At 69.7% G+C, this 18,486-nt stretch carries 20 protein-coding genes; 11 read left to right on the top strand and 9 right to left on the bottom strand.

Annotation, left to right across the window (positions count from 1 at the left end; translation table 11 throughout):
- The first annotated feature begins 14 nt into the window (after positions 1-14).
- The 5 genes from EBN03_RS18695 to EBN03_RS18675 are packed head-to-tail and all read left to right on the top strand — an operon-like array spanning position 15 to position 6,013.
- Positions 15-1,553 carry a flavin-containing monooxygenase gene (locus EBN03_RS18695; RefSeq protein WP_122189338.1) on the top strand — a complete coding sequence of 513 codons (1,539 nt, stop codon included), beginning with the start codon at positions 15-17 and terminating at the stop codon, positions 1,551-1,553.
- Entirely contained in the window at positions 1,550-2,476 is a 927-nt protein-coding gene (locus tag EBN03_RS18690) for a metal-dependent hydrolase (RefSeq protein ID WP_122189337.1), read from the top strand. The genes EBN03_RS18695 and EBN03_RS18690 overlap by 4 nt, the downstream gene beginning before the upstream one ends.
- Entirely contained in the window at positions 2,473-3,528 is a 1,056-nt protein-coding gene (locus tag EBN03_RS18685; protein ID WP_122189336.1) for a PDR/VanB family oxidoreductase, read from the top strand. The genes EBN03_RS18690 and EBN03_RS18685 overlap by 4 nt, the downstream gene beginning before the upstream one ends.
- Positions 3,529-3,543: 15 nt before the next feature.
- On the top strand, positions 3,544-4,428 hold the full coding sequence (locus tag EBN03_RS18680; protein ID WP_122189335.1) for a short-chain dehydrogenase/reductase: 885 nt from the start codon (positions 3,544-3,546) through the stop codon (positions 4,426-4,428).
- A 40-nt stretch (positions 4,429-4,468) separates the two neighbouring features.
- A complete protein-coding gene (locus EBN03_RS18675; RefSeq protein ID WP_122189334.1) occupies positions 4,469-6,013 on the top strand; it encodes a long-chain-fatty-acid--CoA ligase in 1,545 nt (514 codons plus the stop codon).
- A 12-nt stretch (positions 6,014-6,025) separates the two neighbouring features.
- Here EBN03_RS18675 and EBN03_RS18670 read toward each other — a convergent pair whose 3' ends face one another.
- Positions 6,026-7,051 carry an AraC family transcriptional regulator gene (locus EBN03_RS18670; protein ID WP_158675677.1) on the bottom strand — a complete coding sequence of 342 codons (1,026 nt, stop codon included), beginning with the start codon at positions 7,049-7,051 and terminating at the stop codon, positions 6,026-6,028.
- A gap of 123 nt (positions 7,052-7,174) precedes the next feature.
- Here EBN03_RS18670 and EBN03_RS18665 point away from each other — a divergent pair, with 123 nt between their 5' ends.
- Positions 7,175-8,038 (top strand): SDR family NAD(P)-dependent oxidoreductase, encoded by an 864-nt coding sequence (locus EBN03_RS18665; protein WP_122189332.1) that lies wholly within the window; start codon positions 7,175-7,177, stop codon positions 8,036-8,038.
- Between the two features lie 27 nt (positions 8,039-8,065).
- Positions 8,066-8,530 (top strand): YiiD C-terminal domain-containing protein, encoded by a 465-nt coding sequence (locus EBN03_RS18660; protein WP_122189331.1) that lies wholly within the window; start codon positions 8,066-8,068, stop codon positions 8,528-8,530.
- 176 nt (positions 8,531-8,706) lie between these two features.
- Here EBN03_RS18660 and EBN03_RS18655 read toward each other — a convergent pair whose 3' ends face one another.
- Positions 8,707-9,147, bottom strand: a complete 441-nt coding sequence (locus tag EBN03_RS18655; protein WP_122189330.1) for a hypothetical protein — start codon at positions 9,145-9,147, stop codon at positions 8,707-8,709.
- Positions 9,148-9,254: 107 nt separating this feature from the next.
- Positions 9,255-9,656: a nitroreductase family deazaflavin-dependent oxidoreductase gene (locus tag EBN03_RS18650; protein WP_122189329.1), complete on the bottom strand. Its 402-nt coding sequence runs from the start codon at positions 9,654-9,656 to the stop codon at positions 9,255-9,257.
- A gap of 87 nt (positions 9,657-9,743) precedes the next feature.
- Here EBN03_RS18650 and EBN03_RS18645 point away from each other — a divergent pair, with 87 nt between their 5' ends.
- A complete protein-coding gene (locus EBN03_RS18645) occupies positions 9,744-10,322 on the top strand; it encodes a TetR/AcrR family transcriptional regulator (protein WP_122189328.1) in 579 nt (192 codons plus the stop codon).
- Positions 10,323-10,405: 83 nt separating this feature from the next.
- On the opposite strand, the gene EBN03_RS18640 is transcribed toward EBN03_RS18645, so the two are convergent.
- Positions 10,406-11,062, bottom strand: a complete 657-nt coding sequence (locus EBN03_RS18640; RefSeq protein WP_122189327.1) for an SDR family oxidoreductase — start codon at positions 11,060-11,062, stop codon at positions 10,406-10,408.
- A 79-nt stretch (positions 11,063-11,141) separates the two neighbouring features.
- Here EBN03_RS18640 and EBN03_RS18635 point away from each other — a divergent pair, with 79 nt between their 5' ends.
- Together EBN03_RS18635 and EBN03_RS18630 are read left to right on the top strand one after the other, a co-directional pair.
- Complete coding sequence (locus tag EBN03_RS18635; protein ID WP_122189326.1) at positions 11,142-12,044, top strand: LysR family transcriptional regulator; 903 nt, start codon at positions 11,142-11,144, stop codon at positions 12,042-12,044.
- Positions 12,045-12,178: 134 nt separating this feature from the next.
- Positions 12,179-12,553, top strand: coding sequence for a hypothetical protein (locus tag EBN03_RS18630; protein WP_122189325.1), 375 nt, complete (start codon positions 12,179-12,181; stop codon positions 12,551-12,553).
- 1 nt (position 12,554) lies between these two features.
- Here EBN03_RS18630 and EBN03_RS18625 read toward each other — a convergent pair whose 3' ends face one another.
- From EBN03_RS18625 to EBN03_RS18615, 3 genes are all read right to left on the bottom strand, one after another.
- On the bottom strand, positions 12,555-13,400 hold the full coding sequence (locus tag EBN03_RS18625; protein ID WP_122189324.1) for an alpha/beta fold hydrolase: 846 nt from the start codon (positions 13,398-13,400) through the stop codon (positions 12,555-12,557).
- Positions 13,397-13,990, bottom strand: coding sequence for a TetR/AcrR family transcriptional regulator (locus EBN03_RS18620; protein ID WP_122189323.1), 594 nt, complete (start codon positions 13,988-13,990; stop codon positions 13,397-13,399). Before EBN03_RS18620 ends, EBN03_RS18625 begins: the two co-directional genes overlap by 4 nt.
- A 175-nt stretch (positions 13,991-14,165) precedes the next feature.
- Complete coding sequence (locus EBN03_RS18615; protein WP_122189322.1) at positions 14,166-14,732, bottom strand: TetR/AcrR family transcriptional regulator; 567 nt, start codon at positions 14,730-14,732, stop codon at positions 14,166-14,168.
- 86 nt (positions 14,733-14,818) lie between these two features.
- Here EBN03_RS18615 and EBN03_RS18610 point away from each other — a divergent pair, with 86 nt between their 5' ends.
- On the top strand, positions 14,819-15,220 hold the full coding sequence (locus EBN03_RS18610; protein ID WP_122189321.1) for a nuclear transport factor 2 family protein: 402 nt from the start codon (positions 14,819-14,821) through the stop codon (positions 15,218-15,220).
- A gap of 64 nt (positions 15,221-15,284) precedes the next feature.
- On the opposite strand, the gene EBN03_RS18605 is transcribed toward EBN03_RS18610, so the two are convergent.
- Entirely contained in the window at positions 15,285-17,000 is a 1,716-nt protein-coding gene (locus EBN03_RS18605) for a GMC family oxidoreductase N-terminal domain-containing protein (RefSeq protein WP_122189320.1), read from the bottom strand.
- Positions 16,997-18,457 carry a flavin-containing monooxygenase gene (locus tag EBN03_RS18600; RefSeq protein ID WP_122189319.1) on the bottom strand — a complete coding sequence of 487 codons (1,461 nt, stop codon included), beginning with the start codon at positions 18,455-18,457 and terminating at the stop codon, positions 16,997-16,999. Before EBN03_RS18600 ends, EBN03_RS18605 begins: the two co-directional genes overlap by 4 nt.
- Positions 18,458-18,486: the final 29 nt, after the last annotated feature.

Below are 18,486 nucleotides of genomic sequence, written 5' to 3'. Positions count from 1 at the left end.
CCAGGAGAGATGCGATGGGGAGAACAACGACGTTTCCCGGCGGCCGAGCCGACCTCGGTCGGGTCCGGGTAGCGATCATCGGTGCCGGATTCGGCGGGCTCGGCGCCGCGATCCGATTGCGCCAGGCCGGAATCGACGACTTCGTAGTGCTCGAACGCGCCACCGACGTCGGCGGCACCTGGCAGGCCAACACGTATCCCGGTGCGCAGTGCGACATTCCGTCGATGCTGTATTCGTTCTCGTTCGCGCCCAACCCGAACTGGACCCGGCTGTATCCGTTGCAGCCCGAGATCCAGCGGTACCTGCGCGACTGCGTGGACCGGTTCGGCATCGCCGACCGGCTGCGCCTCGAACACGACGTCCTCGACGCCGCCTGGGACGGGCAGGCCCAGGTGTGGCGGATCGCCACCGATCGCGGGGTGCTCGAGGCGACCGCCCTGATCGGCGCGTTCGGCCCGTTCAGCGCGCCCGCGACCCCGGATATCCCCGGGCTGAACGACTTTCGCGGCGCGGTGTTCCACACCGCGGAGTGGAACCACGAGCACGACCTCGCCGGCGAGCGGGTCGCAGTGATCGGCACGGGCGCCTCCGCCGTGCAGGTCGTGCCGCGGTTGCAGCCGATCGTGTCCCGGCTGAGCGTGTTCCAGCGGACGCCGACCTGGATCATGCCGCACCCCGACCGACCGCTGGCCGGCCGGGTGCGGCGGATGTTCGAATCGGCACCCGCACTGCAACGTGCGTTGCGGACCGGCCTCGACCTGGTGCAGGAGTCGCTGGTTCCCGGCCTGGTCTGGCAGCCCGCGCTGCTGGGCGGCGCGCAACGCCTGGCCCGCAACCATCTTCGCCGTCAGGTCGCCGATCCCGCCCTGCGGGCCGCGCTCACCCCGCGGTACGCCTTCGGCTGCAAGCGCCCCACCTTCTCCAACGCATTCTATCCGGCACTCACCGCACCGAACTGTGACCTGGTCACCGCGCGGATCACCGAGATCGTCCCCGACGGCATCCGCACCGCGGACGGTGTTGTGCACCAGGTGGATTCGATCGTGCTGGGCACCGGTTTCCGGCTGACCGACCACCCGATCTTCGAACGGCTGCGCGGCAGCGGCGGGCGGCGGCTGGCCCAGGTGTGGCACGGCGACGCCCGCGCCTACCTGGGCACCATGGTCAGCGGTTTCCCGAATCTGTTCCTGATCCTGGGACCGAACTCGGTCACCTACACCTCGCAGGTAGTGACCATCGAGGCCCAACTGAACTACATCGTCAGCGCGCTGAGCCGAATGGCGGCCGCGGGTCTCACCAGCATCGATGTCCGACCCGAGGTGCAACGCGCCTTCATCGAGGAGATGGATACCGGGCTGCGGTCCTCGGTGTGGAACGCCGGCGGCTGCCGCAGTTACTACGTGAACGACGCCGGGCGCAATTTCGTCTTCTATCCCGGCTTCAGCCGCCAGTTCAAGGCCCGCCTGCGGCGGGCGAACCTGGCGGACTTCGACACCCACCGTGTCCCGACCCCGGACAACGACGTACCGGAAGCAGTGAGGACCCCACGATGAACCCGTTGAAACAGCTCGGCCGCCGTCCCGTCGTCGACCCCGCCGGCGCTCGCAGCTACCGCGAGGAGGGCCATGTCATCGCCGCCCGCGACGTCGAATTCCATTGGGGCGGAGTCCCTTTGCACTACATCCCGGGCGAGGTGATGGCCACCCACGTCATCGACGTCATGCACCTGGTACTGCCCGACGGCGAGTACGCCATGTCGAAGGCGCTCTCGGAGTCGTTGCCGTTCATCGACGACGAGCGACTGCACGAGGAGGTCGTCGGATTCATCGGCCAGGAGGCGATCCACGCCGCCTCACACGCCGGTGCTCGTGACCATTTGCGCCGCAGCGGCCTGGACGTGGAACCGATGGCGCGCAAGATGGAATGGCTGGTCCACCACGTTCTCGGCGACCACGGCCTGACCGGGCGGGCCCGGCACGCCTGGCTCTGTGAGCGGCTCGCGCTGTTCGCCGCCATGGAGCACTACACGGCGGTGATCGGGGAGTGGCTGCTGACGCAGACCGTGCTGGAGGAGAAGGGCATGGACCCGACCATGCTCGACCTGATCCGCTGGCACGGCGCCGAGGAGGTCGAGCACCGTAACGTGGCGTTCGACGCCTTCATGTACGTCGACGGTAGTTACGCCCGCCGGGTGCGCACGGCGCTGCTGGCCAGTGTGACGCTGCTGCTCGTATTCGCCGGTGCCGCACGGTATCTCTACGTGAACGATCCGCAGCGCCCCCGCCGGTGGTGGCTCACCGAACTGCTGAGTGCCTCTCGGCGCGGGGTCATCCCGAGTGCCGCGATCTTCGTCACCGAGATCCCGAAGTACCTGAATCCCTCGTTCCATCCGTCGCAGCTCGGCAGTATGGACGCGGCGATCCGTTATCTGGCGACGTCACCGGCGGCCACCGCGCACGCGGCGGGGAAGGCATGAGCGTCATGGAACCCACCCGGGCGATGCGGGCCTTCGATTCGATCGGCACCGCCTACCGGCGGATCTTCGCCGAGAGCCGCGCCGCGGACCTGTTGTCGAGGCCGAAACCGGTGCGCTGGACCGGTTTCGAGTTGGAGCTGAGCGTGCGGGAGGTGCGTGCGGAGGCCGCGGACGTGGTGTCGCTGGTACTCACGGCCCCGGACGGTGGGGCGCTGCCGCGGTGGCATCCCGGATCGCATCTCGACGTATTCCTGCCGTCGGGCAAACAGCGGCAGTACTCGCTGTGCGGTGACCCGGCCGAGCGGGACGCCTACCGGATCGCCGTGCGGCGCCTCGCCGACGGGGGCGGGGGGTCGCGCGAAATGCACGAGCTGGCACCCGGCACGCCGCTGCGAATTCGCGGGCCTCGCAACGCCTTCCGGCAGATCGACGCACCCTCGTACCTGTTCCTGGCCGGCGGGATCGGGATCACGCCGATCCTGCCCATGGTCCGGTCGGCCGCCGACCGCGGCGTACCGTGGCGCCTGGACTACTTCGGCCGCACCCGCGCGCACCTGCCGTTCCACGCCGAACTGGACCGCATCCGCGGCGGGGTCGTGCGGGTCCACGCCGACGACGAGTGCGGCCCACCGGATCTCGGTACCGCGCTGGCGGCGGCCGGACCGGGCGCCGCGATCTACTGCTGTGGCCCGGACCCCATGATGACGGCCGCGCGCCGCCTGCTGCCGGTCGTGGCGCCCACCGCGTCGCTGCACACCGAACGCTTCTCGGCGCCTCCCGTCCGTAACGGGCGCCCGTTCAGAATTCACCTGCGGCGCACCGGGACCACCGTCGACGTGGCCGCCGACGAGAGTGCGCTACAAGCCGTGCGCCGAGCGGTGCCGGGCGTGCCGTACTCCTGCCGACAGGGGTTCTGCGGGACCTGCAAGGCGACCGTGCTGGCCGGCGAGGTCGAGCATCGCGACGCCCTGCTGCCCGCGGCCGACCGCGAGCATTCGATGCTGATCTGTGTCTCCCGCGCCGCCGGTTCCGACCTCACACTCGATCTGTAACGCGAGGAGCAAGCCATGACCACCGAACCGGGAAAGCGCGGCCGCACACCCGCATTGGACGTGCGCGGCCGGACCTGCGTGATCACCGGCGGCGCCGACGGGATCGGACTGGCACTGGGCCGGCAGCTGGCCCGGCGCGGCGCGACCGTCGCCCTGCTCGACATCGACGGCGACGCCCTCACCCGCGCCGCGGCGACCTTCGACACCCCGACCATCGTGCGCCGCACCGATGTTCGCGACCGGGACGCCCTCGACGACGCGGTCGCGCACATCGCCGGGCAGACCGGCCGCATCGACGTGGTGGTCGCCAACGCCGGCGTCACGCCGCCCCCGGCCACGCTGCGGCAGATCGACCCCGAGGCCTTCGACCGGGTGATCGACATCAATCTCACCGGCGTGTTCAACACCGTGCAGGCCACCGCCGACCAGGTGATCGCCCGGCGCGGCCACATCGTGGTGGTGTCCTCGTGCGCGGCGTTCGCGCCCGGCCCCGGAGGCGCGGCCTACATGATCAGCAAGGCCGCGGTCGAACAGCTCGGCCGCGCCCTGCGGATCGAACTGGCCGCCTGCGGCGCCAGCGCCGGAATCGCCTATTTCGGGCTGGTCGACACCCGGCTCGCCCGCGCCACCCTGGACGACGACCCCGCCGGCCGGGACCTGGAACGGCTGCTGCCGAAACCGTTGCGGCGCCGCATCTCCGCCGACGAGGCGGCCGCGGTGGTGGCCGACGGCATCGCGCGCCGGGCCGGCGCCACCGTGGCGCCGCGACTGTGGCAGGTGTGGTCGGTGCTGCGCGGCGAGGTCGCCGCGCTCGGCGACGACGTCCTGGTTCGCGACCCCCGGTTGCGGACGCTGGTCCGCTCGCTGGAGGCGCGGACGTCTCGAGTCCACGACATCTGATCCGGCACAACCCATTTCACCGTCCCAGGAGTTCTCGCACATGTACATGACCCAGGGCCTGCACCGAGCGCTCGCGAGCTGGCCGGACCGCGTGATGACCGTCTGCGGTTCGCGCAAAAGAACGTTCGCCACGGTGGCCGAGCGGGTGGCCCGCCTCGCGGGCGGACTGCGGCAGCTCGGCGTCCAGCGCGGCGACCGGGTCGCCATGCTCGCGCTGAACTCCGACCGCTACAGCGAATACCTGCTGGCGGTGCCGTGGGCCGACGCGGTCCTGAACCCGGTGAACATCCGGTGGAGTCCACAGGAGATCAGCTACTCGCTGGTCGACTCAGGCACCACCGTGCTGTTGGTCGACGACGCGTTCGCCCCGCTGCTGCCCGCGATCCGCGCGGGTGCGCCGGACCTCGCCACCGTCGTGTACTGCGGTGAGGAACACATCCCGGACGGGATGGTCGGCTTCGAGGATCTCATCGCTCTCGACCTCCCGCTCGAGGACGCCCGCCGCGGCGGCGACGACCTGGCCGGCATCTTCTACACCGGCGGCACCACCGGATTCCCCAAGGGCGTCATGCTCAGCCACGCGAATCTCACTGTCTCGGTGCTGGGTTCGCTGGCCACCGGCTATCTGATGGACGAGGACAGCGTGTCGCTGCACGCTGCGCCCATGTTCCATCTGGCCGACTTCGCCACCTGGTACGCGCAGCTCATGGTCGGCGGCACCCACGTCTTCGTGCCCGCCTTCGACCCGGTCGCCGTACTCCAGGCGATCGACACCCACCGGGTCACCGACATGCTGCTGGTGCCGGTGATGGTGCAGCTGCTGCTCGACCACCCCGCCGTCGGCGAGTACGACCTGTCCTGTGTGCGCGGCATCCTCTACGGCGCCGCACCCATTTCCGAGGCGCTGCTGGCCCGGGCCCTGACGGTCTTCGAAGGTGCCGGTTTCACCCAGGCCTACGGCATGACCGAGGTGGCGCCCATCGCGACCCTGCTCGGCCCGCGGGACCACCGGGCGGGGCGGCTGCGGTCGGCGGGTCGTGCAGCACCGCACAGTGAGGTCCGGGTGGTCGACGCGGACGGCCGCGTGGCCGACCCCGGCACGGTCGGCGAGGTCGTGGTTCGCGGCGGTCACGCCATGCTCGGCTACTGGAACCGGCCCGACGACACCGCCGCCGCGGTGCGCGACGGCTGGATGCACACCGGTGACGGCGGCTACCTCGATGCGGACGGCTACCTCTACATCGTCGACCGGATCAAGGACATGATCGTCAGCGGCGGGGAGAACGTGTATTCCGCCGAGGTGGAGAACGCGATCGCCGAGCATCCGGATGTGGCGGCCTGCGCGGTGATCGGGGTACCGGACCCGGAATGGGGCGAGCGGGTGCACGCCGTCCTCGTCTGCCGCCCCGGTTGCGAACTCACCCTGGAAGACGTTCGCGCGCACACCAAGTCGCTGATCGCCGGCTACAAGGCGCCGCGCAGCCTCGACGTGGTCGCCGCACTGCCGGTCTCCGGCGCGGGCAAGATCCTCAAACGCCAACTGCGCGAACAGTACTGGACCGACACCACCCGGCAGGTGAACTGACCGGGCGGGAACTCAGCCGCTTCGCCGGCGGCGCAGGCGGGAGTAGCGGCCCGGCGTCATCCGCTTCCACGCCTTGAACGCATAGCTGAACGCCGAGGCGCTCGAATAGCCGAGGCGGTGCGCGACGTGGTCGACGGTGAGTCCGGCGTCGAGGAGCTCCTCGGCGAGCAGGCCGAAGGTCTCCTCGCCGATATCGCGGAAGGTGGTGTCCTCCTCCGCGAGCCGGCGGCGCAGCGTGCGGACGCTGAGGTGCAGGTCGGCGGCGATCTCGGGTTGCGTGGTGACCTTGCCGCGGCGGAGCAGAGCGGCGCGGACCGCGGCACTCACGCCACCGCGCTGCCGGCGCTGTTCGAGCAATTGTGCGCACTGCTGGACGTACATGGCGGCGATCTGCGGATTCGCTTGCGGCAGCGGCATATCCAGTGCCGCGCGATCGAGGGTGAGGGCGGCCCGCGGCGCGCCGAAGACCGGTTCGGCACCGGGCGCGTGGCACAGGACGCGGTCGTAGACGGGGTCGGCCGGGAACGGGATCTCGACGCGCCGGATCGGCAGGTCGACCGGAATGATGTCCTGTTGGACCGTGACCAGGGCCTGCAGGTCGCGTTCGATGTGGAAGCGGCGGATCGCGGGCGGAATCGTGCTGTCGTCCAACACGATCGACGGGTGCGGGCCGTCTTGGGCGAGGGTGATCCGGGCGAAGGAGAACGACAGTTCGAGAAAGGCCAGGCCGACCCCGAGCGCTTCGCCGAGGGTCGAACTGGTCAGCACCGCGAACCCGAACGCCCCGTGCGTGCTCGCGTGATAGCGCGCGCCCAGTTCCAGCCCCAGGCCCGGCGCGTCGCCGAGTTCGGCGACCAGATTGCGCATGATCGCCAGCTCCTGCCCGGCGGTGATCTCGCCGGCCGGGTCGGTCAACTGCGGCGCGCCGACACCGGTGTTCCGCAGCAATCGGTTCAGCGGCACACCGTGCTCGGTGCCGTATCCGGTCAGCAGCGCGGCGCTGGTCACCGGACGCAGGCGCGCCATCGGATCGATCATCCGCCCAGTGTGGGCAATTTTGGCCCCGATTCGCAATTCCATGGCCGAGCATCCGATGGCTGCGCCGCAGCCGGCGCTCCTAATCTGACCGAAGCCGTTCGCCGCCGACCCCGAGGACTGCCAATGAGTGGACCCGACCTCACCGGAAAGCACGTCGCGATCACCGGAGGTGCCCGCGGCATCGGTGCCGCCACCGCCCGCGCCCTCGCCGGGTGCGGCGCCCGGATCTCGATCGGCGACCTCGACGCCGACCTCGCGGCCGGCACCGCCGCCGCGATCGCCGAGGCGGGCGGCACCGCCGAGGCGCTGAAACTCGATGTGACCGATCGTGACTCGTTCGAGGCGTTCCTCGCCACCGCCGAGGCCGGGCTGGGCCCGCTCGACGTGCTGATCAACAATGCCGGCATCATGCCGACCGGCGCCTTCCTCGACGAGTCCGACGCCGTCACCGACCGGCAGATCGACATCAACATCCGCGGTGTCGTCCTGGGGTCCAAGCTCGCCGGACGTCGGTTCGTCGACCGTGGCGCGGGCCAGATCGTGAATATCGCCTCGATGGCGGGGATCAGCGCCTTCCCCGGCGTGGCCGTCTACTGCGCCACCAAACACGCCGTGGTCGGGCTGGGCTCGGCGCTACGCCAGGAACTCGAGCCGCACGGAGTCGTGGTCACCACCGTCGCACCCAGCTTCGTCAACACCGAACTCATCGCCGGGATGACCCCGAACTGGCTCACCCGCAAACTAGGGCTGATCGAACCGGAGACCGTCGCCGCGGCCATCGCCCGCGCGATCGACCGCCGGCGCGCCGGCGTGCGCGTGGTGCCCGCGCTCGGCGGCAATATCGTGCGCACCCTCATGCCGCTGCCGGAGAACGTGCGCAACGCGCTGTCGAACTCGCTCGGCCTGCAGGCCGCCACCTCGAACTTCGACCCGGCCGTCCGCGCGGCCTACCGGGCGCGCACCGAGACCACCCCGGACCAGCGGTAACCCACCGCACCGCACGAAAGGACACCCATGACCTCCGGAGAAACCCGGTCCGACGCGGAAATCATCAACGCCGCACTGGAATTCACCATCCCGGTGGCCCACAGAATGGGTGTGCGGGCCGAACTCGCCGAACCCGGCCACGCCGTCCTGACCGTCCCCGCCGAGGGCAACAGCAACCACTTCGGCGCGATCTACGCCGGCGTGCTGTTCACCGTCGGCGAGATGCTCGGTGGCGCGATCTCCCTCGCCAGCTTCGACACCACCGCCTACTACCCCCTGGTCAAAGACCTCCAGATCTTCTTCCGCAAACCCGCCAAGACCGACCTCCGCTCGGAAGCCTTCCTCTCCGACGACGAGATCCAGCGCGTCACGGCCGAAGCCGCCGCCAACGGCAAGGCCGACTTCCAGCTGAGGGCCACCGTCCACGACGCCGACGGGGTTCTGGTCGCGGAAACCGTTGGCACGTACCAGATCCGGGCGCTCGGCCGGTAGTCGTCGGCTGCTGTTGTTCAACCGGGCAGTCGGCGCTTGCGAAGGGGGTGGCACTGCGCCGGGAATCGGTTGCGGCCGTTCGGGATCGACCGCGGCGGGCGTGTCGTCGTGATGGCGGCGAGGCGCTGGTCGCCGCGGGCATCACGTCGGCACCGACACCGGCTCGGGTGGAGGTGTCAGTTCGTGACAGCGCGGCGGACCAGGGCCAGCTCCCACTGGCCGTGCTCGTCGGACCACACGGTGACGATCTCACCGACTCCGACCGGATTGTGCTGTGGCGCCGTATCGGTGGTGTACTCGCCGTCCTCCTCGAGCGTCGCCAGGAACCGCAGCGCATCTTCGCGGGTGCCATCGGTGGCGACCGAGATCCGCGCGACCTGCCAGTCCGCGCTGCTCAGGTCGCGCCCCACCAGGTCGCGGCCGTTGATCCGCTCCCCGTCGACGGTGAAGATCGTTCCCGGTCCGTCCACCCGCAGTGTCTCGGTGTCGCCGATCATCAACTCCTCGCTGACGACGTCCCGCTCGCCCCGCAGCAGCGCGTCGTCGAGCCAGCCGGGATCGCGGTCCGAACCGACTTCGTCGAGGAAGTTGCCCCAGGCATACAGTGCATACGTCACGGCGAGAGCATAAGCATGCCTGAGGCTTTCGCGTCCCCCGCACCGATCGCAACGGCCCGCGGATCAACGCGGGGCGCGGAGCCGAATCGACTGCGGCCGCCGCCCGCTCACGCCGCCTTCGGATCGGCGGGCGCGATCGTGGCCCGCAGGAATTCGGGGGCGGCCAGGACGTACCGCAGCATGAGCCGGATCGGCAGGGGCATCTCCGCGGCCTTCGGGTCGCGGTAGACATTCGGGTTCGCGAGGTGGTGGTGGCGGCCGAGGTGCACGAGCTCGAACGACCCCGCGGCCTCGACATTGCGCACCCAGTCGGAGCGGCTGCCGTAGGTCAGTGCGATGACGAAGTCGTCACCACGGCGGAAGGCCCACAGGGGAGTGTGGAAGGTGCGGCCGGACTTGCGGCCGCGATGCACGACCAGGGCCCAGCCCGGCAGCCAGGGCGCGAGGAAACGGGTGAGCTGGTTGAGGCCGTACTTGTTGGCGTGGGCGAGCCACCGTGGCATGGGCATCGGAGAAACTCCTCAGTTGTGGAATTATCTACCTCGACGGTAGCCCTGTCGCACCCGGAAAGTCAACGGGTGTAGAGTTTTGGCACCATGCCACCGATTGGACGCCGACCCGGCAGCGCCGACACTCGCGCCATCCTGCTCGACACCGCGCGAAAACTCTTCGCCGACAACGGATACGACCGCACCTCCGTGCGGGACATCGCCACGGCCGCGGGAGTGGATCCCGCGCTGATCCGCCACTACTTCGGCAACAAGGACGGGCTCTTCCGCGCCACCATGGGCTGGCCCTTCGACCCGGCGGAACTCGCCGCGCGCATCGTCGACGGTGACCTGGAAGGTATCGGAGAGCGACTGGCCCGGGTCTTCCTCGCACTCTGGGACCAGCCCGAATCGCGCGGCCGCCTCGAGGCCATCCTGCGCGGCGCGGCCACCCACGAGGAATCCGCCACCCTCGCAAGGCAATTCATCCAGGACCAGCTGTATCAGCTGGTCGCCGCCGCCCTACCCGGACCAGACCCCGAACTCCGCATCGACCTGGCCATGGCACAACTGCTCGGCATCGCCTACCTGCGCTACATCCTTCGGGTCGAACCGATCGCCTCGGAATCGATCGACAACCTCGCGACCCGGGTCGCCCCGACAATCACCAGCCACCTCATAGGCTGACCGAATTCTCGGATGCACGCGCCCAGCCGGGTCGTCGGCGCGGCCCGCGACGCTACCACCGCATCGCGGACCCGCCGGTTGCCTCACACCAAACGTCCACCGCCGTCGACATGCAGGGTCGTGCCGGTGAGGAACGGGTTGGTGAGGGCGAGTAGCGCCGCGGCGGAAATATCGGCGGGGGTGCCGACGCGGCGGGCCGGATTGCGTTCGGCGACAGCGGTGAGGAAGGAGTCCTTGCCGGGTCCGTCCCAGACGCCCGAGTCGACGATGCCGGGGGACAGCGCGTTGACGCGCAGCGGCGCGAGTTCGACGGCCAGGGCGGCGGCGGCCGCGGCGGCCGCCGCGTTGGTCGCGGCCATCACCACACGGCCGGGCGCCGGGCGCCAGGCCGCCACACCGGAGAACAGCAGGATCGCGCCGCCGGGGCGGAAGTGCGGTGCGAGGTGTTTGGCCAGCAGGATCGGCCCGATCACCTTGGCGTCGAAGGCGCGATGCACGGCGTCTCGGTCCAACTCGGTCACCGGTCCGTTGGCGTGGTCGGCGGCGAGTGACACCAGGTAGTCCAGGTCGCCGACCCGCTCGGCGAAGGCGCGGATCGTCGCCTCGTCGGTCAAGTCGAGCTCCGGTCGCCCGACCGAAATAACCTGTGCACCTTGGGCTGTCGCGTCCACGGCGATTCGCCGGCCGATACCCGATCCGGCGCCGACCACGACCAGTTTCTTGTTCTGCAGTGTTGTCATGCTTGCTGCAGCGTTGCGCATCCGACAGATCATCCCCTCGCGACCCGAATGTATTCGATGCTTGCCATAGAATATGCGAATGCCTACCCTGCGGGCGCTGGAATGCCTGGTCGCGGTCCTGGACGCCGGGTCGATCACCGACGCCGCGGTGGTCCTGCACATGTCACAGCCGGCACTGTCGCATCAGCTCGCGGCACTGGAACGCGAGATCGGGGCGCCGCTGCTGGAGCGCCTGCCGCGTGGGGTCCGGGCGACCACAATCGGCCGGGCGGTGGAGGCAGACGCACGCGCGGCCCTGGACGCCGTCACCCGCATGGTCGGTGCCGGGCGCGCCGCGGCGCGCGGCGAGGCCGGACGGATCCGCCTGGCCTGCGCGGAGAGTCTGACCGTGAGCCTGCTCGCCCCGGTCTTGCGAGCCTGGCGGCGGCGCGCTCCGCACATCGAGGTGCTGGTGGCGGAAGCCACCAGCGCCGACGCGCTGGCCCACGCCGTGGAATCCGGGCAGGCGGATCTCGCGGTCGGTCCGCAGCCGACCCGCTGGACGGGAGCATCCGCCGCTATCGGCCTCGAGGAGGTCGTGGCCGTCTTGCCCGCCGATCATCCACTGTCCCGACATGATCGGCTCGCTTTCGACGACCTGCGCGACCAGCCGATCGTGCACTACCACCGCGACAACGGCCTGTCCGGCTGGCTCGACTCCGAAGCCGCGCGCCACGGCGTCACCCTCACCGCGATCATGCGCACCCGCCAGGCCGCCACCGCCGCCCAGCTCGCCGCCGCCGGACTCGGCATCGCCTTGGTCCCCACCACCGCCCTCGGCACAGCCGTACCCGCAGACCTGAAACACTTCGAGCCCGCCCTGACCCGAGAACTGCTCTGTCTCCTCGGCGCCCCCACCGACCCGCTGGTCCGCCGCTTCGCCGCCGACCTCACCGCCCGCGGCGTACCCGTACACCCGTCGATCAGAGCGAAACTCGGCTGACCGCCCCTCGGTCGTCGCATGCCGCCTTCGAGCGTCGTCCGAGGGTTACGTCGACCGCTTGTCGGCGTCGTCGACGCGTGCTGCCGCTCGACTGTGTTGGCGGCTGCCCATGTGGCTTCGGATACACTGCCGCGGTGGGGATTTGGATTCGGTCACCGAAGCTGGCCGACGGTGAAACGGTCAGCTGGCGGCGGTTTGCGAACCGTACGCAGGGGAATCGCGCCGTCGGTGGACGCCTGTACCTGACCGGTGCGCGGGTGCTGTTCGAGCCCAGCCATGTGGACGCGCTCACCGGTGGGCAGTCGTGGTCGGCGCCGCTCGAGTGGGTGGCGTCGGTCGGTTCGCAGTTGCCCACCGGTGGGGCATTCGACGGCGGGCTGCGAACCAGACTTCGAATTCAGCTGCGTGACGGGACCGTCGAGTTGTTCGTCGTCAACGGGCTCGACGACGCGATCGCCGTACTGCAGCGGGCAGCCGGACATGCTGTGGGACCTGCCCGGAGCGAGTAGCTCATAGGGCGGGGGTCGAACTCGGCGCCGATGTCAGCACCCGGATGAGCTGGGTGGCGACTTCCTGTGCGTGCGTGAGGGTTCCGTTGTGCGCGCCCGGGAATTCGGTGACGGTCAGGCCGAGGTGGCCGGCGATCTCGACGGCGGGGCGATAGGGCAGGCAGCCGCGAGTTTCCCGGCCGACGGCCAGGATCAGGCGATCGGCGACGGAGGCCAATGCCGCGTAGTCCGGTATGTAGGAGGTGAATTCGCGCAGTTCGTGCTCCATCATGATCGGCGCGTTGGCGGCGCTGCGGGCGCGGCGTTGCTCCTCGCGGACAGACAGCTCGGCCGGTTCGGGGCCCGGCTTGATCGCGCCGTCGATCGCCGCGAGGAAACGGCCCGCGGCGGCGAGGAGGCCTTCGGTGTGGAACAGGCGGTGCACCTCGTCGATCATGGCGCGGTGCTCGGCGGCGTCGGGAAGGACCGCGAAACACGGCGGCTCGTGCGCGACCAGAGCGCGTACCCGGTCGGGGTGCCGGGCGAGCAGGTCGAGTCCGACGATGGCGCCGTGACTGCCGCCGTACACGAAGGCGGGATCGTCGGTCAGGTGGGTGAGCAGCCGGAAGGCGTCGTCGCTCTGCACCGCGACGTGCTGGTCCTGTGGCGCGCCGGGGTCCAGGGCGCTGCGCGAGTAGCCGCGGGCGTCGAACGCGACGACCGTGAAATGCTCCCGCAGCACCTCGGCCATGCCGTCGGCGGCGTTGGCGTCGCCGCCGCCGCCCGGAATCACCAGCAGCACAGGGCCTTTCCCGCGCATTTCGTAGTACAGGGTCGCGCCGGGGACGCGCAGGGTATCCGATCTCATCGGGCGATGTCCTCTTTCGGGTACGTCGGCCAGTTCGACAGCGTGTAGTGCAGGGCGTCGAGAATGCGTGGCCAGGAATCGTCGGTGGATTGCGCGTGCGCGAAGCCGCCGGCGGCTTCGAGGGTGGCGAATCCGTGAAAGGTGCTGCGCAGCAGGCGGGCCGCGTCCAGGGTCTCCTGCTCGCCCAGCCCGTATCCGCGCAGCATCGACATGGTCAACTCGATGCTGCGCAGCAGCGCGGGCTCGTCGGCCACCTCGGCCGGGTCGATCCGGATCTGCGTGGCCGCATAGCGCTGCGGATGTTCGAGGACGTAGGCCCGATACGCGCCGGCGAACGCGACCAGCGCGTCCTTACCGGACCGCCCCGCGACCGCCGTGCCGATCCGGTCGTTCAGCTCGGCGCTCGCCAGCAGCGCCACCCGCACGCGCAGATCGTGCAGATTCCGCACGTGCGCATACAGGCTCGGGTCCTTCACCCCGAAGTGCCGTGCGACCGCCGACAGGGTGAGTTTGTCGAACCCGATCTCGTCGGCGAGTTCCGCCGCGGCACGCACCACCCGTTCCGTGGTCAGGCCCGCACGGGGAGACATTTCCGCTCCTTCCTATCTTGCTTAGGGTTAAACCTAATACATATAGGTTAGAGTTGGCAACCGAAATCGACGCGGCTCGTTCAGGGTTGCGGTCGGCGCCGCAGTGGTTCGTGTGCTGCGTCGTGGATCCGGCGCCTGCTCGCGCTCGTCGGCCCCCAGCCGCAGCCGACAGCGCTTACCTGCGCTCGGCCGGTACGGAGACTCCGTCGCGGACGATCTGTAGGAGCCGTTCGGCCTGCTCCTCGTCACCGGCCGCATGCCCGATGCCGCTGGCGGCGGCGAGGAGATCCGCCACCTCGAGGTCGTCGCGGACGGCGCCCGCGTCCTGGGCGCGGATGAGCAGCGTGGTGGCGCAGGTACGCATCCGGTCGTGCCAATCCCGGTAGAGGGTCGTGCGGTGGCCGGTCGAGTCGTCGGGGATGGCAAGTGGCAGTTCGCGTTTGGTGGCCACGTGGGTGACGAAGGCGCGGAGCCAGGTGAACAGGGCGGGTTCGGGGTTCGGGTCGGTGGCGAGCGATTCGCCGAGGTCGCAGAGGGCGTCGACCTCGTCGGCGTAGACGGCGATGACGAGTTCGCGGCGGGTGGGGAAGTGGCGGTACATGGTGGCGTTGCCGACGCCGGCGCGGCGGGCGATCTCGTCGAGCGGTGCGGCGACACCGTCGGCCTGGAACACCGCTTTGGCGGCGGCCAGGACAGCCTCGTAGTTGCGGCGCGCGTCGGCGCGTTTCGGACGGTCGCTCATCCCGCTCCTTGCCAAGTGGGGAATTCCCCGTTTAGTCTAGCCCGAGGTTCAAACGGGGAGCTCCCCACTTTTGTGAAGGGTTTCGAATGCTCGACATCACCACCGCGGACCGGCTCGCGATCCACGAAATCATCGCGCTGCACGGCCATCTGGCCGACGACCGCGCCTGGGACCGCCTCGCCGAGGTCTTCGCCGAGGACGTGATCTTCGACCTGGAGGACTTCGGCTACGGCACGCTGCGCGGACTGGCCGCGCTGCGCGCACTGGCCGAGGGCAGCCAGGACGACGAAGGCCAGCCACTGGGCCACCATGTCACCAACATCGTCGTGGTCGGCGCCCACGGTGACCAGGCACAGACCCGCGCCAAGGCGCTCGCCGTCAACGCCGACGGCACGACCGGCACCGCTGTCTACGAGGACCGACTGCGTCGCGCCGACCAAGGTTGGCGCATCTACTACCGCCGCGTCGTGGCACGGAGAAAGCCCTGACCGGTTTCTCGTCGAGGCAAATATGATTGCGGCAATCTGTCCGGAGCCGCACCGACGGCCGATCCTATTGCACCCCTTCGGGTTCCGCTTCGGGCCGAACAACTGTGAGCGGCAGCCGGAGCACGCCCGGGGCGGTCGGCGGGACCGCCGGCCGGTTCGGCGGCACCGGAACGACCTGCTGGTACCCCGCCCCCAGTGCCGGCCGGGGATCGGGTTCACCCCGGTTGGGCCAGAAGGCGCAGGCGCGTTCGGACATGGCGGTGATGGTGAGCGAGGGGTTGACGCCGAGATTGGCGGAGACGGCGGAGCCGTCGATGACGTGGAGGCCGGGGTAGTTGTGGATGCGGTGGTAGGGGTCGATGACGCCCTCGGCGGCGGTGCCGCCCATGGGGCAGCCGCCGATGTAGTGGGCGGTGGAGGGGATGTCGAAGACGTCCATGATCATGCCGAGCGCGTCGCCGCCGATCCGGTCGGCGAACAGGCGGTTCGCCTTGTGGCCGATGGGAATCCAGGTCGGGTTCGGCCGGCCCTCACCCTGGCGGGTGGACAGGCGATAGCCGAACAGGCCGCGCTTGCCGAACGAGGTGAGTGAATTGTCCAGGGACTGCATGACGAGCAGGATCACCGAGCGTTCCGAGGCGCGGCGCACGTTCTGCGAGCGCAGGAACACCAGCGGATGGGTGAGCAACAACAGCAGGAAGCGCAGGAAACGCAGCGGGCCGCCGTCGATCATCGGCACGGTGAGCGGGAACAGGCCGTTCTGGCCCTTGCCGTAGTGGCACACCTCGATGTGGGTGTCCGGTTCGGGATGGATCGACGACGTGATCGCCACGCCCTGCGCGAAATCGGTGCGAGTGCGGCTGGTCGCGGTGAGCACCGCCTCGGAGTTGGTCCGGGTCAGCTCACCCATGCGCGGGGACAGCGCGGGCAACCGGCCGGTGGCGCGCAGTTGGTGCAGCAACTGGTGGGTGCCGCGGGCGGCCGCGGCGAACACCACCTGTTCGGCGGTGAACTCCCGGCGCTCCCGGCGCGGCAACCCGCCCGAGCGCTGCGCGGTGACCCGGTACCCGCCCTCGGTCAGTGGCTGCACATCGGTCACCGTCGCCTGCGAATGCACCTGCGCCCCGGCCTGTTCCGCGAGATACAGATAGTTGGTGACGGTGGTGTTCTTGGCGCCGTGCGGACACCCGGTCATACAGTTCGCGCAGTGCACGCACCCGGTGCGCTCGGGACCGGCGCCACCGAAATACGGGTCCGGCACGGTCTTTCCGGGCTCACCGAAGAACACGCCGACATTCGTGGGATGGAACGTGTCGGCCACGCCGAGTTCGGCCGCGACGTCGCGCAGCACCTCGTCGGCCGGGCTCAGTTTCGGATTCGGCGCCACGCCCAGCATGCGTTCGGCCTGGTTGTAGTACGGCGCGAGTTCGGCCTCCCAGTCGGTGACGTGCGACCAGGACGGATCGCGGTAGAACTTCGGCAGCGGCCGGTACAGCGTGTTGCCGTAGATCAGTGAACCGCCGCCCACCCCGGCCGCGCTGAACAGCGTCACCTTGCCCAGCAGACTGATCCGTTGCGTCCCGGTCAATCCCAGCCGCGGCGCCCAGATCGACTTGCGCAGGTTCCAGTTCGAGGACGGCAGGTCGGCGGCCGTCCAGCGGCGGCCCGCCTCGACCACACCCACCCGATAGCCCTTCTCGGTCAGCCGCAACGCGGTGACACTGCCGCCGAAACCGGAGCCGATCACCAGCACGTCGTAGTCGAAGTCGTTGCCCATCATGCCTTCTCGCTGCTCGTGGCGGTCACGGTCCGGTAGTCGGCAAGGTCGACCCGCCGGGTGCGGCGGCGGTACTCCGACACCAGACCCGGCCAGTTGGTGGACACCCGGCCGCTGGCGGCCCGATACCAGCTGTCGCAGGTGATCCAGACACTCTTCGCCAGCCGCCGCTGGATCTCGGCGTCGTAGCGCTGCTCGGCCGCGGGCCGGACCGCGAGCGCGGTCCCCGGATGCGCGCCGAGATGCTCGACGACGCCACGGATATAGCGTGCCTGACATTCGTGCATGAAGATGATGGATCCAGCGCCGAGATTGGTGTTGGGCCCGTACATCAGGAACATGTTCGGGAAATCCGGTACGGCCAGGCCCAGATACGCGCGGGCTCCCTCGGCCCAGAACTCCCGCAGGTCCGCGCCACCGGACCCGGTGACCTCGATCGGGCCGAGGAAATCCTGCGCCGCGAATCCGGTCGCGTAGATCACCACGTCGAAGCGGTGCTCGACGCCGTCGGCGGTGCGGATACCGGAGCGGGTGAACTCGGTGATCCGCTCGGTCTCGACGTGCACGTTCGCCCGCCCGAGCGCCGGATACCAGTCGTCGGAGAACAGTGCGCGCCGGCAGCCGGGGGAGTCGGTGGGAGTCAGCTTGGCGCGCAATACCGGATCCGGCACCTGGCGGCGCAACTGCCACTTCGGCAGGCCGACCAGCGACCGCACCACCGCCTGGTTACCGAGCAGCCCCAACGTCGAGTACTCGAAGAAGGCCCACCACCCGAACCGTTCCACCCGCTGCAGCGCCGGCGCCAGCAGCCGGTGCAGCACACCGTAACGCGCGTCGGGCCGGTTGGTGACCCACGGCGCCGACCGCTGGAACACGGTGAGCTGCAAGGCCTTCGGCGCGATCTCGGGCACGAACTGGATCGCGCTGGCTCCCGTCCCGATGACCGCGACCCGCTTACCCGACAGATCGATGCCGTGGTTCCAGCGCGCCGAATGGAAGGCCTTGCCGCCGAACCGATCCCGGCCCGGGATCGCCGGAATCGACGGCCGCGACAGCTGCCCGACGGCCGGCACGAACACGTCGGCCTCGTACAGATCGCCGTCCTCGGTGTCGATCTGCCACACCGCCCGGCGCTCGTCGAAGGCCGCCGCGGTGACCTCGACCCCGAAATGGATGTGCCGCCGCAGGTCGTACTCGTCGACGATGCGCCGGATGTAGGCCAGGATGTCGCGCTGCCGTGCGAACCGCGCCGGCCAGGACCGGTTCGGCGCGAACGAATACGAGTAGTAGGGCGACGGGATATCGCAGCCGGCCCCGGGATAGGTGTTGTCGCGCCACACCCCGCCGACCTCGTCGGCCTGCTCGAGCAGCACGAAATCCTGGTACCCGGCACGTTTGAGCTCCAGCGCCAGCGCCAGACCGCCGAATCCGGTACCGACGATCAGAACTTTCGGGGCCATGTGGTTCACCTGCTTTCGTCGACGGGGGA

It is taken from the genome of Nocardia stercoris (assembly GCF_003696265.1).
In the GTDB taxonomy this organism is placed as follows: Bacteria; Actinomycetota; Actinomycetes; order Mycobacteriales; family Mycobacteriaceae; genus Nocardia; species Nocardia stercoris.
The sequence above is the reverse complement of the archived record's forward strand: the minus strand, read 5'-3'. Positions and strand labels throughout refer to the sequence as shown.